The 15,444-nt window shown below is 64.6% G+C and carries 12 protein-coding genes and 4 pseudogenes; 12 read left to right on the top strand and 4 right to left on the bottom strand.

Going from position 1 to position 15,444, the window contains the following annotated elements; translation table 11 throughout:
* Positions 1–256 (top strand): annotated as a pseudogene (locus tag RHBS_RS13095) (DNA polymerase III subunit delta); the annotation flags it as partial.
* 98 nt (positions 257–354) lie between these two features.
* On the opposite strand, the gene rpsT reads toward RHBS_RS13095, so the two are convergent.
* Positions 355–615 (bottom strand): 30S ribosomal protein S20, encoded by a 261-nt coding sequence (gene rpsT / locus RHBS_RS13090; protein ID WP_027497522.1) that lies wholly within the window; start codon positions 613–615, stop codon positions 355–357.
* A 355-nt stretch (positions 616–970) separates the two neighbouring features.
* On the opposite strand from rpsT, the pseudogene RHBS_RS13085 reads away from it, so the two are divergent.
* The 3 genes and pseudogenes from RHBS_RS13085 (at position 971) to RHBS_RS13075 (ending at position 4,339) form a co-directional block, all read left to right on the top strand.
* Positions 971–2,526 (top strand): annotated as a pseudogene (locus RHBS_RS13085) (circularly permuted type 2 ATP-grasp protein).
* Positions 2,527–3,500, top strand: a pseudogene (locus tag RHBS_RS13080) (alpha-E domain-containing protein). It begins immediately after the preceding pseudogene.
* On the top strand, positions 3,497–4,339 hold the full coding sequence (locus RHBS_RS13075) for a transglutaminase family protein (protein WP_183130120.1): 843 nt from the start codon (positions 3,497–3,499) through the stop codon (positions 4,337–4,339). The pseudogene RHBS_RS13080 and the gene RHBS_RS13075 overlap by 4 nt, the downstream one beginning before the upstream one ends.
* A gap of 47 nt (positions 4,340–4,386) precedes the next feature.
* On the opposite strand, the pseudogene RHBS_RS13070 reads toward RHBS_RS13075, so the two are convergent.
* Positions 4,387–4,955 (bottom strand): annotated as a pseudogene (locus tag RHBS_RS13070) (type II toxin-antitoxin system PemK/MazF family toxin).
* A gap of 150 nt (positions 4,956–5,105) precedes the next feature.
* Here RHBS_RS13070 and lepA point away from each other — a divergent pair.
* Entirely contained in the window at positions 5,106–6,953 is a 1,848-nt protein-coding gene (gene lepA, locus RHBS_RS13065) for a translation elongation factor 4 (protein ID WP_374700594.1), read from the top strand.
* Positions 6,954–7,104: 151 nt separating this feature from the next.
* A complete protein-coding gene (locus RHBS_RS13060) occupies positions 7,105–8,112 on the top strand; it encodes a nitronate monooxygenase (RefSeq protein WP_121869494.1) in 1,008 nt (335 codons plus the stop codon).
* A gap of 10 nt (positions 8,113–8,122) precedes the next feature.
* Here RHBS_RS13060 and RHBS_RS13055 read toward each other — a convergent pair whose 3' ends face one another.
* The gene (locus RHBS_RS13055; protein WP_237669195.1) at positions 8,123–10,114 is read right to left on the bottom strand and encodes a glycoside hydrolase family 15 protein; all 1,992 of its coding nucleotides are present in this window, start codon (positions 10,112–10,114) and stop codon (positions 8,123–8,125) included.
* Between the two features lie 147 nt (positions 10,115–10,261).
* On the opposite strand from RHBS_RS13055, the gene RHBS_RS13050 reads away from it, so the two are divergent.
* The 6 genes from RHBS_RS13050 to RHBS_RS13030 all read left to right on the top strand — a co-directional run bounded on the left by RHBS_RS13050 (position 10,262) and on the right by RHBS_RS13030 (position 14,681).
* On the top strand, positions 10,262–10,495 hold the full coding sequence (locus RHBS_RS13050; RefSeq protein ID WP_121869496.1) for a hypothetical protein: 234 nt from the start codon (positions 10,262–10,264) through the stop codon (positions 10,493–10,495).
* 118 nt (positions 10,496–10,613) lie between these two features.
* The gene (locus RHBS_RS32240; RefSeq protein ID WP_310180897.1) at positions 10,614–10,703 is read left to right on the top strand and encodes an Ms4533A family Cys-rich leader peptide; all 90 of its coding nucleotides are present in this window, start codon (positions 10,614–10,616) and stop codon (positions 10,701–10,703) included.
* 203 nt (positions 10,704–10,906) lie between these two features.
* Entirely contained in the window at positions 10,907–11,929 is a 1,023-nt protein-coding gene (locus RHBS_RS13045; protein ID WP_121872329.1) for a sulfate ABC transporter substrate-binding protein, read from the top strand.
* A 6-nt stretch (positions 11,930–11,935) separates the two neighbouring features.
* Complete coding sequence (gene cysT / locus RHBS_RS13040) at positions 11,936–12,829, top strand: sulfate ABC transporter permease subunit CysT (protein ID WP_183130122.1); 894 nt, start codon at positions 11,936–11,938, stop codon at positions 12,827–12,829.
* Complete coding sequence (cysW, locus tag RHBS_RS13035) at positions 12,826–13,626, top strand: sulfate ABC transporter permease subunit CysW (protein ID WP_121869498.1); 801 nt, start codon at positions 12,826–12,828, stop codon at positions 13,624–13,626. Before cysT ends, cysW begins: the two co-directional genes overlap by 4 nt.
* A complete protein-coding gene (locus tag RHBS_RS13030; RefSeq protein ID WP_121869499.1) occupies positions 13,626–14,681 on the top strand; it encodes a sulfate/molybdate ABC transporter ATP-binding protein in 1,056 nt (351 codons plus the stop codon). Before cysW ends, RHBS_RS13030 begins: the two co-directional genes overlap by 1 nt.
* Here the strand turns inward: RHBS_RS13030 and RHBS_RS13025 are convergent.
* The coding region (locus tag RHBS_RS13025) for a sirohydrochlorin chelatase (protein ID WP_187298476.1) at positions 14,641–15,444 on the bottom strand (804 nt) is incomplete at its 5' end. The genes RHBS_RS13030 and RHBS_RS13025 overlap by 41 nt on opposite strands.

The raw sequence follows: 15,444 nt of genomic DNA, 5'->3' as shown, positions 1-15,444 counted from the left end.
GCAGATGCCGTCCGCACCATTGCGCTGGTGGGTTCGGCCGGCCGCGGCGACCCGTTCCGAATGGCAGGGGGAGTTGGGGTATGCCGCCGTGGAAGATCAAGAAGGCGCAGGGCCAGGCGCGTGGTGGAACGGCCGATCCATCGCCCAGGCGCTGCGCGTGGTGGCGCAGCTCAACGCCGACGTCAAAGGCCAAGCAGCGGACGCGGACTACGCAGTGGAGAAAGCAGTGGCGGAGGTCGCATCACTGGGTAGGTAGCGTCGGCAAACTGCACTGCGCACGGAAAAGCCCAGCGCACGAAAAAGCCCGCCGCATCCTCGTCGGATGCGGCGGGCTCGATCGAGCTCAGTGATGTATCAGAGCTTGTTGACTGCGAGAGCCAGTGCCGACTTCTTGTTGGCGGCCTGGTTCTTGTGGATGACGCCCTTGCTGGCGGCCTTGTCGAGCTTGCGGCCTGCATCGAGAAGAATCTCGGAAGCCTTGTCCTTGTCGCCCGCAGCCTGTGCCTCGCGGAACGAGCGGATGACGGTACGAAGGGATGACTTCACCGACTGGTTGCGCAGGCGTGCACGCTCGTTGGTGAGAATCCGCTTCTTCTGGGACTTGATATTGGCCACGCGTAAAATCCTTGTCGTCTTCGTCGGTATTCCGGTCAGGGCGATCCATGCTGGAATGCCCGAAGTCTGCTGCTGAGCGTTGGAGCCCTGCGCCGAAGATCGAGAATACCAGTACGGTCGGCCAGAACCCAATCCGGAGTGGGGTGACGATGCGTTTCAAGAAATTAACGCTTCTACCGCGCCTAACTCCTGTCTCTGTAGCAACATGGCCAGAATGAGTCCGCGATCGGCAACGCATGCCGCCACCAAGGCCAAAGCGACCAAAACCAAGACAGCGGATCGCGTCGAACCCGAGGCCGACGGGGTGTTCGGGGGATACTCCGACGTCGGGAAGTACAGTCTCGCCTTCGACGAGATGTTCGACGCGGACGGGCGCACCCGAACTCCGTACAAGGGCATCCACACCGCACTCGCCCCGGCGAACGCGGTGGACCTGGACGCGAGATCCGATGCGCTGGGACGAGCCTTCATCGACCAGGGCATCACGTTCTCCCTGTCCGGCCAGGAACGCCCCTTCCCGCTCGACCAGGTTCCCCGCGTCATCGCAGCGGGTGAATGGTCACGACTCGAGCGCGGCATCAAGCAGCGTGTCAAAGCCCTGGAGATGTTCCTCGCCGACATCTACGGCGATCAGGAAATCCTGCGAGACGGCGTGGTACCCAAGCGGCTGGTGACCTCCTGTGAGCACTTCCACCGCGAGGCGGTCGGCATCACACCGCCCAACGGTGTGCGCATCCACGTCGCCGGCATCGACCTCGTCCGTGACGCCCAGGGCACCTTCCGAGTGCTCGAGGACAACCTGCGGTCGCCGTCGGGCGTGTCCTACGTCATGGAGAATCGGCGCACCATGGCCCGGGTGTTCCCCGACCTGTTCGCCAGCCACCGCGTCCGCGCCGTCGGCGATTACGCCTCGCACCTGCTGCGGGCACTGCGCGCATCGGCCGCCCTCAACGAGGCCGACCCGACCGTGGTGGTTCTCACTCCTGCGTTGCCAACTCGGCGTACTTCGAGCACTCGCTGCTCGCTCGGCTGATGGGCGTCGAGCTCGTCGAAGGACGAGACCTGTTCTGCCGAGACAACATCGTCTACATGCGCACCACCGAGGGCGAGCGTCAGGTCGACGTCATCTACCGACGTATCGACGACGACTACCTCGACCCCATGCAGTTCCGCCCCGACTCGGTCCTGGGAGTGGCAGGTCTGGTCAACGCCGCCCGCGCAGGCAACGTCGTCATCTCGAGTGCCGTCGGAAACGGCGTCGGCGACGACAAGCTCGTCTACACCTACGTCCCGACGATCATCGACTACTACATGGGCGAGAAGCCGTTGCTGGCGAACGTCGACACGTTCCGGTGCTGGCTCGACGACGAGTGCGAGGAAGTTCTCGATCGCATCGACGAACTGGTGATCAAGCCGGTGGAAGGCTCCGGCGGCTACGGCATCGTCTTCGGACCCGACGCCTCGCCGAAGGAACTCGCCACCATCAGCAAGAAGGTCCGCGCAGATCCGCGCGGCTGGATCGCCCAACCCGTCGTGCAGCTCTCGACGGTGCCGACCAAGATCGGCGATCGCCTGGTACCCCGTCACGTCGACCTACGGCCGTTCGCGGTCAACGACGGCGACGACGTCTGGGTGCTGCCCGGCGGCCTGACCCGGGTCGCGCTGCCGGAGGGATCCCTGGTGGTCAACTCGAGCCAGGGCGGTGGCAGCAAGGACACCTGGGTGCTCGCCACCCGAACCTCTCAGGAGGAGCAGGAACTCGCCGGCGAGGAGATCGTCAGCGTTCCGCCGGAGTCGCCGATGGCCGAACAGGGCCCGGAGCTGACGATGGACCAGCAGATGAATCAGCAACAGCAACAGCAGCAACAACAGCAGGCAACGAACTCGGACTCGAACGGCGGTGGACAGTAAATGCTCGCGCGCAACGCAGAGTCGCTCTACTGGATCGGGCGGTACGTCGAGAGAGCGGACGACACGGCCCGCATTCTCGACGTCACCGTCCACCAGCTTCTCGAGGACGCCACGGTCGATCCCGACCACACTTCGCGAGTGTTGTTGCGAGTGCTCGGGTTCAAGCACGAGCCGGACGTCTCACTCGACGTGTGGTCGCTCACCGAGGTCGTCGCCTTCAGCCGCGACGGATTGGGTTCGATCGTGGACTCGCTGTCGAGCGCGCGTGAGAACGCCCGTGGTGCACGAGAAGTCACGTCCAGCGAGATGTGGGAGTGCCTCAACACCACGTACAACGGGCTCAACGAGCGCATCAGGCGTCCAAGCGCACCGGCCCGGCCGAGTTCTTCAGCTACATCGAGGAGCGCGCCGCAATGTTCGCCGGTCTCGCGGACTCCACCCTCAGTCACGACGACGGCTATCGCTTCCTCCTGCTCGGTCGCTCGGTCGAGCGCATCGACATGATCGTTCGGCTGTTGCTCTCGCGAGCCGGTGACCGGCCGTCGTCGCCGGCCTGGGTCACTGTGCTTCGCTCCGCCGGTGCCCACGACACCTACCTGCGCACCTACCGCGGCGCGCTCGATGCCCAGCGAGTTCTCGAATTCATGTTGCTGGACAGGCTCTTTCCGCGATCGGTGTTCTACGCACTCAACGAGGCGGAACGTTCGCTCGATCAGCTCGACCATCAGCCCAACAGTCGAGTCGGTGCGCGCGCCGAAGCGCAGCGCCTCCTCGGCCGCGCTCGTAGCGAACTCGAATTCCTCCGTCCCGGTGAAATTCTCGACGATCTGCAGGAGCGCCTGCTCTCCCTGCAGGAAACCTGCCGTGAACTCGGTGATGCGATCTCCAAGCAGTATTTCCACGCTGCTCCGTGGGTTGCATGGACGGACGCCGGCTCCGGAACATTCGAAGATCAATTGGAAGGTGAACTGTGAGCTGGCGTATGCGTGTCGTGCACACCACGGGCTATCAGTACGACGCACCGGTGACGTCGTCGTACAACGAGGCTCGGTTGACGCCGCGAAGTGACAATCGGCAGAACGTGATTCTGAACCGAGTCGAGACCAACCCGGTGACGCGTTCCTACCGCTACACCGACTACTGGGGCACCGCGGTGACGGCGTTCGACCTGCACGCACCGCACACCGAGCTCGAGGTCACCGGATCTTCGGTGGTCGAGACCGATCCCTTCGTCTACCCGGACGAGAACGCCTCCTGGGAGGAACTCGCGGGCGACCAGGTCATCGACCGCTTCAACGAGGTCCTCGACAACACCGAGTACGTGCCGAAGAACAGGCAACTCGCGTCGGTGGCGAAGAAGCTGTCCAAGGGCCTACCGCCGCAGGAATCGGTGGTGGAGATCTCCAACTGGGTCAACCAGGAGATGTCCTACGTGCCGGGCACCACCGGCGTGCACACCTCGGCCGTGGAAGCGTGGTCGGAGAAGAAGGGCGTCTGTCAGGACTACGCCCACCTGACGTTGCTGATGCTGCGCAGCGTCGGTATCCCCAGCCGTTACGTCTCGGGCTACCTGCACCCGAAGAAGCAGGCTGCGATCGGTGCCACGGTGGAGGGCCAGAGCCACGCGTGGATCGAGGCCTGGACCGGCGCGTGGTGGGGCTACGACCCGACCAACGCCATCGCCGTCAACGAGCAGCATGTGTCGGTCGGACTCGGCCGCGACTACGCCGACGTGCCACCGCTCAAGGGCATCTTCTCCGGCGGCGGTTCGACGGCTCTCGACGTGGTCGTGGAAATCACCCGCCTCGCCTGACGCCGTGCGCGTTTTGCGTAGCTGTGGCTACGCAACGCGCACGACGGTCAGTTCCAGCCGAAGTCTCGGCGCAATCTGTTTGCGACGGAATCGAATTGGGGCTTGCTCAGAATGGCACCCTCGCGTCGGATGCCGTCCTCGGGCACGTCGAGCACTCGGTCCAGACGAATCCAGCTCGGTCGGCCTTCGGCATCCCAGGACCCGGACCCGATCGACTGCCAGTCACGGTCTCCGTCGCGGCTGCTCTGGCTCGACAACATCAGGCCGAGCAGATCGTTGCCCTCGCGTCCGACGACCAGAACGGGACGGTCCTTGCCTTGGCTGGCGTCCTCTTCGTAGGTGACCCAGGTCCAGACGATTTCGCCGGGGTCGGCCTTGCCGTCCAGGTCGGGGGAGTACTCGATGGTGCGGGCGCGTTGTGCCGTAGGCTGGTCTGCGACGCCACGGGGCGGCCCGGACGAGGTGCCGGACCGGATGTGCGCGTCGCCGTCCCGCTGATCGCGTCCTTGCCCTTCTGCACCGCACCGGACTTCTGCAATTGACGCAGCAGCCGCGGACCCTCGCGCATCGCGATCTTGCCCAGTTCCTTGCCGAATCTGCTCCAGTTGCCAGCCATGCGGCGAGTGTAGCGATGCAGACCCTGCTGCTCATCGCCCGAACCGCGGCGACGTGAACACCCGAGTCGGACAGCCGGGGACGGCGCACCGTTCTCGGCGTGGGACGATAGGGAAACCCGTTCGCTCATTTCGAACACGCCAGCCGAAGGATACGAGTGCCCAGCTTCGCCGACACGACGTTCACCGATCCGTCCAGGATCAGGAACTTCTGCATCATCGCCCACATCGACCACGGCAAGTCGACGCTGGCCGACCGGATGTTGCAGCTCACGGGCGTCGTTGACGACCGGTCGATGCGTGCTCAGTATTTGGACCGGATGGATATCGAGCGCGAGCGCGGCATCACCATCAAGGCACAGAACGTCCGGCTCCCGTGGGTCGTCGACGGCGACGAATTCGTCCTGCACCTCATCGACACACCCGGCCACGTCGACTTCACCTACGAGGTATCGCGTGCACTCGAGGCCTGTGAAGGAGCGGTGCTGCTCGTCGACGCCGCGCAGGGCATCGAGGCGCAGACGCTCGCGAACCTGTACCTGGCTCTCGACAAAGAGCTCACCATCATCCCGGTGCTCAACAAGATCGACCTGCCCGCCGCCGACCCGGACCGCTACGCCGCCGAGATCGCCCACATCATCGGGTGTGAGGCCGACGACGTGCTGCGTGTGTCCGGCAAGACCGGCGTGGGCGTCGAGGAATTGCTCAACGAGGTCGTCAAGCTGGTTCCGGCACCTGTCGGCAATCCCGACGGGCCTGCCCGCGCGATGATCTTCGACTCGGTCTACGACACCTACCGCGGCGTCGTCACCTACGTCCGCGTCGTCGACGGTGCACTCAATCCGCGCGAGAAGGTCACGATGATGTCGACCGGGTCCACGCACGAGCTGCTCGAGGTCGGCATCGTCTCACCCGATCCGAAAGCGACCAAGGGCCTCGGCGTCGGCGAGGTGGGTTACCTCATCACCGGCGTGAAGGACGTCCGCCAGTCCAAGGTCGGCGATACCGTCACCACCTTCCGCAAGGGCGCGACCGAGCCGCTGACCGGCTACCGCGAGCCCCGTCCGATGGTGTACTCGGGCCTCTACCCGCTCGACGGTTCGGACTACCCCGACCTGCGCGATGCTCTCGAGAAGCTGCAGCTCAACGATGCGGCCCTGACGTACGAGCCGGAAACGTCGGTGGCGCTCGGCTTCGGCTTCCGCTGCGGCTTCCTCGGTCTGCTGCACATGGAGATCACCCGCGAGCGGCTCGAGCGAGAGTTCAACCTGGACCTGATCTCCACCTCACCGAACGTGGTCTACCGCGTCGAGATGGAAGACGGTGCCGAGCACATCGTCACCAACCCGTCGTACTGGCCCGAGGGCAAGGCACGGGAAGTGTTCGAGCCGATGGTCAAGTGCACCATCATCTCGCCCAGCGAGTTCATCGGTTCGATCATGGAACTGTGCCAGGGACGACGCGGAGAGCTCGGCGGCATGGACTACCTGTCCGAGACCCGAGTCGAGCTGCGCTACACGATTCCGATGGCGGAGATCATCTTCGACTTCTTCGACATCCTGAAGTCCCGAACGCGTGGATACGCCAGCCTCGATTACGAGGAGATCGGCGAGCAGGCCGGTGCGCTGGTCAAGGTCGACATCTTGCTCCAAGGTGAGGCCGTGGACGCGTTCTCGGCGATCGTGCACAAGGACAATGCCGCGGCCTACGGCAACAAGATGACGACCAAGCTCAAGGAACTGATTCCGCGTCAGCAGTTCGAGGTGCCGATCCAGGCCGCCATCGGCTCTCGCATCATCGCCCGCGAGAACATCCGCGCGATCCGCAAGGACGTGCTGGCCAAGTGCTACGGCGGCGACATCAGCCGTAAGCGCAAGCTGCTCGAGAAGCAGAAGGAAGGCAAGAAGCGGATGAAGACGATCGGTCGCGTCGAGGTGCCGCAGGAAGCCTTCGTCGCCGCACTGTCCTCGGAATCCTCGTCGGACAAGCCGAAGAAGTAGGGCAGCTCCTGGTTGCCGACAGCAACCTCACACCTTTTCTGTCGACCGCGCGCCCCCGCTCGCATCGGAGCAGGGGTGCGCAGTCGGCAGTAGGGGCGCGCGGTCCCCACCGAACTCGGTCGCGAATTGCGGGCGAGTACATTTCGAAGCTGTGACGACGCCGATTCTGAAGCAGTTGCGTGTTCCCGTTGTCGGTGCGCCGATGGCAGGCGGCCCGAGTACTCCCGAACTCGCGCGCGCCGTATCGGAGGCGGGTGGGCTCGGCATGATCGCCGGTGCACTGTTGACACCCGAAGCCTTTGCGACGCAGATCGATTCGGTGCGCGGTCTGCTGTTCGGCGTCAATCTGTTCCTGCCCGAGGAGCCATCGGGTGCGGATGTGGAGTCCTATGCCGAGCACCTTGCGTCCTGGTTCGAGCGTTTCGACGCAGAGCCTGGGGAGCTGGTGCGACGTGACGACTTCTACGCCGAGAAGTTCGCCTGGCTGCTCGCGCACCCGGTACCGCTGGTGTCGAGTACGTTCGCGACGTTCGACGCGGACGAGGTCGCTCAATTGCATGCCGTTGGGACCGAGGTGTGGGCTACCGTCGCCACCGCGTCGGACGCCTCTGTGGCCACCGCCAACGGTGTGGACGCGCTCGTGGTGCAGGGACCCGAAGCGGGCGGGCATCGAGGCACCTTCGACGGCTCGGCTCCCGACGAGCCGCTGACCGAACTGCTGACCGCAGTGCGGGAGATCTCCGATCTACCGCGAATCGCCGCGGGCGGACTGATGGATGGCAACGACATTGCGCCGCTGCTGGATTCGGGTGCCGCGCATGCCGCGCAGCTCGGTACCGCGCTTCTGAACACACCCGAGGCCGGCACCAAGCCGGTGCACCGGGAGCAACTGACGGTTGCTCCCGACACCGCGGTGACCAAGGCGTTCTCCGGACGACCGGCGCGGGGGCTGGTGAACGAGTTCATGCGGGAGAACTCCGAAGCGGCACCGCTGGCGTATCCCGATCTGCACTACCTGACCGCGCCGATGCGGGCGAAGGCCGCGGCGGCGGGCGATCCGTCGGGACTGTCGATGTGGGCCGGCACCGGTTTTCGCCGTGTGCAGGCGAAGCCCGCGGCCGAGCTGGTCGCCGAATGGGCGAGGCAACTCGGCCGCTGAGCCCTCGCGCTCAGGGGTTGGAGTGGGCAGGCTGGAAGTGCCCTGCCACCTGAGCTTCCTCGGCGCGGATGACGTGCACCACCGCGTTGATGAGTGCGAGGTGAGTGAACGCCTGCGGGAAGTTGCCGAGATGACGGCCGGTGCGGTGGTCGATTTCCTCGGCGTAGAGCTTGAGTGGGCTCGCGTACCCCAGCAGACGCTCGCAGAGGTGTTTGGCGCGAGGGAGCTCGCCGATCTCTACCAGCGCGGATACGAGCCAGAAGGAGCAGATCGTGAACGTCCCTTCCTCACCCGCCAGACCGTCGTCGGTGGTGTCGGTTCGGTAGCGCAGGACCAGGCCGTCCTCGGTCAACTCGTCGGCGATGGCGAGCACCGTCGCGCGGATACGTTCGTCCTCGGCAGGCAGGAATCGAAGCAGCGGTGCCAGCAGCAGTGACGCATCCAGCGACGGGTCACCGTAGCGCTGAGTGAGGACACCCCGAGAATCGGTGCCGTTCTCGAGAATGTCCGCCTTGATCTCGTCGGCGATCTCGTTCCATTTGGCCGAATACTCCGTCTCGCCGTGGATGTCGGCGAGCTTGGCTCCGCGGTCGAGCGCAACCCAGCACATGAGCTTCGAGGACGTGAAGTGCTGCGGTTCACCGCGCACCTCCCAGATGCCGCGATCGGGCTTGCGCCAGTTGGCAATCGCCTCCTCCACCTGGCGCTTGAGCAGGGGCCACAGGAATTCGGGGACGTGCTCGCGCGACTTGACGTGCAGGTACACCGAGTCGAGCATCGTGCCCCAGATGTCGTGCTGTTCTTGGTCGTAGGCTCCGTTGCCGATACGTACCGGACGTGCGCCGTCGTATCCGGACAGGTGTGGCAGCTCGCTCTCGTCAAGCGTTTTTTCGCCGCCGATGCCGTACATGACCTGGAGTGGATTGACCTCGCCGTTCGCCGTTGTCGCCACATCGGACATGAAGGCGAAGAAGTCGTTGGCCTCGCGGTCGAGTCCGAGTGTGTAGAGGCCCCACAGTGCGAACGTCGAATCACGTACCCACGTGTAGCGGTAGTCCCAGTTACGTTCTCCACCGGGCGTTTCCGGAAGTGATGTGGTCGACGCAGCCAGCAGTGCACCGGTGGGGGCGTAGGTCAGACCCTTGAGGGTCAGGGCGCTGCGCTGCAGGTAGCCCCGCCACGGGTGATCGGGGAACCGGCCGATCGTGATCCACTGGCGCCAGCATTCGGACGTGCGCCACATCTTGTCCGCGGCCTCCTCGAACGTCTGCGGCGCAGGCAGATCCGACCACGACAGAGCGACGAACACGTTGTCGCCCTCCGTCATTCGGGTGCGGGCGCGGGCTTCGCGTCCTTCGATGCCGATGCGGAGGTTGGTGGTCAGCTTCAACGTGGGCTGATCACCACCCGCGCTGGCCTCGCAGGTGGCGGTGGTTTCCTCGTACACCTTGCCGGTATACTCCCACTTCGCAGGCGCGCGGTGGTAGTCGAAGGCCGGCTCGCAGCTCATCTCGAGTTCGACAGTGCCGCTGACGCACTTGATGGTGCGCAGCAGGATGTGTTCGGCGTCCCAGTCGCTCGGTGCGCGCTTGTGAGTACGAGAGCGTTGATCGGTGTTGTGCCACGGTCCCATGACGAGTGCATCGCGGACCACGAGCCAACCGGTTTCGGTCTGCCACGTCGTCTCGACGATCAGGCCACCGGGGAGATACCGACGCGCCGCGGGCACCGATTGACCGTACGGCCCGACCCGGAAATGGCCTGCGCTGCGATCGAGAACCGCTCCGAAGATGCTGGGGGAGTCAGGACGAGGCACGCACATCCATTCGACCGATCCGTTGCGAGCGATCAGGCAGGTCGTCTCGCAGTCCGAGAGGAATGCGTAGTCGTCGATCGGCGGAAAGGCACTTCGATAGGACGTCAGAGTGGACACCGGTGAGTCGGTGCTGCCCAACGCTCCCTGAACCTCGATCCCACCCAAACCTGGGTGCCCCGACCCCATGGGGGGCTCGTCGGCCACAGGGGGCACTGGCGAAACATCTTCGTATGCCGTCATGGCGTAATCATCGACCGATACATGGCATGCGTCCACTGCTGGTCGTCGGTCGGCGTGGCGTGAGAGCGGAACGAGCTGGTTTAAGCTGCGAGGGTGGAATCGATCGCACGCTGGTGGGACGGCGTCGAACTGTGGGTGACGGGTTTGCCGTTCGTGCCACAGTCGGTAGTCGTGCTGCTGGTCATCGTGCCTGCAGCGTTCCTGCTGGCGCGTGTGTTCGATCGCGTGCTCGCGGTGGTTCTGCACCTGCTCGGGCGTGATGCACGGGCCGCTCGTGACGCGGAGCTGACGGGTGCGGCCACCACTACGACGAAGGATGGACAGTAATGCCACGGTCTCGGGTCACGTTGGCGCTCATCGCGCTCTTGGTGCTGGTTGTCATCGCCTGGTTGCTCACTCGATAGCCGATTAGAGTCGGTCCGGATCCTCTGCTAGATTTCTGACCGTGTCTTCTGCCGCCGAGTACCGCGTCCGCCATCAGTTGGCGTTGATTGCTGTAGGCATGCTGGCAGTGGCCGATATCGACTGTTGTTGATTCTTTCCCTCGTCGAATCGGTTCCGTCGATCCGTTGCCCACGCGTCTACTTCTCGCGGTCGGGCGGTTCACGACCTACTCTCTGCCGTCCACGGTGATCCCGCGATGACACGCGGCTGCGGTGGTGCTCCGGTTCGACTTCGGGGAGGTCGACCGTGCCCAGCTCGTACTCACTGCACACCATCATGAAAGGCCTTTTCTCGATGAGGCACAGCTCTCGCTACCTGCTGACCACGTTCGCGGCTGTGGGAACCCTTCTACTCACAGCATGCAACGGTGGCTCGAGCGACGTCGTCGGCGGTGAGCCGGACACCGCGAGCGGCCCCGCATTGACTCTGGTGGGTTACGCCGTCCCCAAGAATGGTTGGGACGCAATCGGTCCGGCTTTCGCCGCAACCGAGGACGGGGACGGAACGGCGATCAACGCAGACTACGGCCCGTCCGGCAACCAGTCGCGCAAGGTGGCCGACGGTGCCCCCGCCGATATCGTCAACTTCTCGGTGGAGCCCGACATCACCCGTCTGGTGCAGGCAGGCAAGGTCGACGAGAGCTGGAATCAGAATGCCTACGGCGGAGTGCCGTTCGGCTCCGTGGTGACCGTCGTCGTACGCAAGGGCAACCCCAAGAACATCCGCACCTGGGACGATTTGCTCGAGCCGGACGTTCAGGTCATCAGCCCCAGCCCACTGAGCTCGGGTTCGGCCAAGTGGAACTTGCTCGCCCCCTACGCGGCGAAGAGCAACGGCGGGCAGGACAAGCAGGCCGGTCTCGACTTCGTTCGTACCCTCGTCGCCGATCACTTCCCGGTTCAGCCCGAATCCGGCCGCGCCGCAACCGAAGCCTTCCTGCAGGGACAGGGTGATGCGTTGCTCAGCTACGAGAACGAAGCGCTCCTGATCGAGGAACAGGGACAGGAGGTGGAGCACGTCGACGTTCCTGTCACCTTCCGCATCGACAATCCCGTGGCAGTGATCAACGACAGCGCCAATCTCGATCGCGCCAACGCTCTGAACGACTTCCTCTACACCGACGAGGGCCAGAAGATCTGGGCGGAGGCAGGCTTCCGGCCGACCAACCCGGACATCGCGTCGGAGTACTCCGAGAAGTTCTTCACCCCCGACCAGCTGTACACGATCGATGATCTCGGTGGTTGGACCCAGGTGGATGCCGACCTGTTCGGCGACAACGGTGCGATCACGACGATCTATCAGGAAAGTACTCGGTAGAGATCGATGTCATCTTCGACCACCGAAGCCGCAGAAGCGGGTTCGACCGTCTCGCCCGGCACGAGACCACGGTTTCGTGCCGGGCGGGAAGGCCGAAAGTTCAGGGGTCCGGGATCTGTGGGCCCGCTCGGTCTCGGAGTCGCCGTACTGTGGCTCAGCGTGATCGTGCTGCTTCCGTTGGCCGCGTTGACGGTTCAGTCCTTCGACAACGGTCTGGCCGGCTTCTGGGATGCGGTCACCGTGCCGCGTGCAGTGGCCACGTTCAAGGTGACCCTCCTGGTCTCCGTTGCGGCCGCGGTGATCAATCTGTTCCTGGGCACCCTGATCGCGTGGGTCCTGGTGCGGGACGAGTTCCCGGGTAAGCGATTCGTCAACGCCCTGATCGATCTGCCGTTCGCGTTGCCGACCATCGTGGCCAGCCTGGTGTTGCTCTCTCTCTACGGACCGGCGAGTCCGATCGGACTGGTGTTCAACGCAACCAAGCCTGCGGTGATCGTCGCGCTGCTGTTCGTCACGTTGCCGTTCGTGGTGCGCGCGGTGCAACCGGTGCTGATCGAACTGGACAAGGACGTCGAGGAGGCGGCAGCGTCGCTCGGCGCGAACAACTGGACCATCTTCCGTCGCATCGTCCTGCCGGTGCTGTTGCCCGCCGTGCTGTCGGGCGGCGGTCTCGCGTTCGCCCGCGCGATCGGCGAGTTCGGGTCGGTGGTGCTCATCGGAGGCAACATCCCCAACGACACGCAGGTCGCGTCGCAGTACATCCGTGAGCTCATCGAATACGACCGAACCACCGACGCCGCGGCGATTTCCGTGGTGCTGCTGGCGATCGCCTTCGCGGTGTTGTTCGTGCTTCGCGTGGCAGGAAATCGCCTGGCTCGCCGTGAGGAGCAGATCTCGTGAAAATCGGTCTGCCGATCAAACTGACGCTGCGTACCGTCGCTCTGCTGTACCTCGCAGTTCTGGTGCTCTTTCCGCTCGGCGCCATTCTGTTTCGCACGTTCGAGGACGGCGTCGTCGCGTTCTGGGAGCAGATCACCACACCGGCCGCGCAGTCGGCACTGCAGCTGTCGTTGTTGATCGTCGCGATCGTGGTTCCGATCAACATCGTGTTCGGTGTGGTCACCGCCCTCGCGCTCGTGCGAGGACGGTTCCGAGGCAAGGGTGTCCTGGAAGCCATCGTGGATCTGCCCTTTGCGGTGTCGCCCATCATCACCGGCGTCGCGCTGATCCTGCTGTGGGGTGCCAACGGATGGTTCGGCGGGGTCGAAAGCCTCGGCTTCAGGGTCATCTTCGCGCTGCCCGGCATGGTCATCGCGACGATCTTCGTCACCCTGCCGTTCGTCGTGCGCGAGGTCGAACCAGTGCTCTACGAAATCGGTGAGGAGCAGGAGGAGGCCGCCTCGACGCTCGGTGCGTCGTCGTGGCAGACGTTCTGGCGCATCACTCTTCCGGCGATCCGGTGGGGCCTCACGTACGGCGTCGTACTCACCGTCGCACGTTCGCTCGGCGAGTTCGGTGCGGTCATCATGGTCTCGACCAATCTGCCCGGCATCTCCCAAACGCTCACTCTGCTGGTCAATTCACGGTACGAGGACTTCAATCAACAGGGCGCGTATGCCGCGTCCACACTGCTCATGGCGATCGCCGTCGTCGTGCTGTTGTTGATGACGGCCCTCGACAAGAAGAGGACGAAGTAATGACCGACACATCCCCCGAGATCGAGATCTCCGTCGTCGGTGCCAACAAGCACTACGGCGACTTCGCAGCGCTCGACGATGTCAGCATCGACATTCCCAAGGGATCGTTGACGGCGCTGCTCGGGCCCAGTGGCTCGGGAAAGTCCACGCTGCTGCGCTCCATCGCCGGGCTCGAACAACTCGATTCCGGCCGTGTGGTGCTCGCAGGCCAGGACGTCACGTGGGTCAGCCCGCAGCGCCGCGAGATCGGATTCGTCTTCCAGCACTACGCCGCGTTCAAGCACCTCACAGTGCGAGACAACGTCGCCTTCGGCCTGCAGATTCGCAAGCGGCCCAAGGCCGAGATCGCCAAGAAGGTCGACGAGTTGCTCGAGATCGTCGGGCTCGCCGGATTCCAGAGTCGCTACCCGGCGCAGCTGTCCGGTGGCCAGCGACAGCGCATGGCGTTGGCCCGCGCACTCGCCGTCGACCCGCAGGTGCTGCTGCTCGACGAGCCATTCGGCGCGCTCGACGCCAAGGTGCGTGCCGATCTCCGTACGTGGCTGCGTCGACTGCACGACGAGGTCCACGTCACCACCGTGTTGGTGACTCACGATCAGGAGGAGGCGCTCGATGTCGCCGATCGGATCGCGGTGCTCAACAAGGGCCGGATCGAGCAGGTCGGCAGCCCGGAGGATCTCTACGATCGCCCGGCCAACAACTTCGTGATGTCGTTCCTGGGTCAGGTCGCCAAGCTGAACGGACTTCTGGTGCGGCCGCACGACATTCGCGTCGGGCGCGATCCGTCGTTGGCGCAGGCTCAGGCCAGCGGGACGGCCGAATCGGCAGGCGTGACGCGGGCCGTCGTCGAGCGGGTGGTACACCTCGGCTTCGAGGTGAAGGTCGAAATGAAGAATGCGGCCACCGGTGAACTGTTCGCAGCGCAGATCACCCGCGGTGACAGTGAGGCGCTCGGTCTTCGCGAGGGCGAGACGGTGTACGCGCGAGCGACTCGGGTGCCGAAAATTGCGGACGCTAGCGATGCCGATGCGATTGCTGGTGCACCGGTTCGCTGAACCGGTGCGGTAGGACGTTCGGTTCTGTCGACACAGTGCGTGCCACAGGAGTGGAGCCTGCAGAACGACCCATTGAGATTGCGGAATCGTAGCGCCGCGACACCAGATCTGCCAGCGCCGGATGCGCTCCGATGACCTCGGCATGCGCCACGTTCGGTAGGCCTGCGACCGACGCTTCGATCCTGTCGGTGAGCAGTCCCGGGGCCAGGAACCAGGGTGCAACGACGATGCGGTCGGCTCCCAGTGTGCGCAGCTGTGCGATCGCATCGGTGGGGGACGGGGAGACCGACGTCGCGAAGCAGGTCACGGCTCCGGCCCAGCCCGTTCCGGCGAGCAGTTTCTGTGCGATCACTCGGGTGCGCTGATTCGCCGGTGCCACCGAGGAGCCGACGGCTGCCAGGGCGATGCCGACAGTCGAATCGGAGACCGCCACACCGGTATCGACGATCCGATCGCGAACTGCCTCGATGAGGAGTCGGTCGTCTCCCAGAACGTCGGCCTGCGCTATCGATACGTGCGGGTGTCGCGTCCTCGCTGCGTGCAACAGCTCGGGCAGATCGACTTTCGCGTGAAAGGCTTTGCCCAGCAACATCGGAACGGCGACGATGCGTCGGTGTCCGGCACCGGCCAGGTCGTCGACCACCTGACCGACGCCGGGCTCGGACAGATCGAGAAATGCGACGCGGACGTCGAGATCCGGTCGCCGCCGACGCAGAGCGTCGACGGCGCGGTGAATCGTGGCGCTCGAGCGCGGGTCACGGCT

The organism is Rhodococcus sp. BS-15 (genome assembly GCF_000813105.1).
GTDB lineage: Bacteria > Actinomycetota > Actinomycetes > Mycobacteriales > Mycobacteriaceae > Rhodococcoides.
This window is presented reverse-complemented; position numbering and strand designations above follow the sequence as displayed.

What these genes read in the sequence shown, in the direction of transcription:
- cysT (WP_183130122.1), top strand. Translation starts at nt 11,936, where the DNA reads ATGTCATCTTCGACCACCGAAGCCGCAGAAGCGGGTTCGACCGTCTCG.
- RHBS_RS13030 (WP_121869499.1), top strand. Translation starts at nt 13,626, where the DNA reads ATGACCGACACATCCCCCGAGATCGAGATCTCCGTCGTCGGTGCCAAC.
- RHBS_RS13055 (WP_237669195.1), bottom strand. Translation starts at nt 10,114, where the DNA reads ATGGGGTCGGGGCACCCAGGTTTGGGTGGGATCGAGGTTCAGGGAGCG.
- RHBS_RS13045 (WP_121872329.1), top strand. Translation starts at nt 10,907, where the DNA reads ATGAGGCACAGCTCTCGCTACCTGCTGACCACGTTCGCGGCTGTGGGA.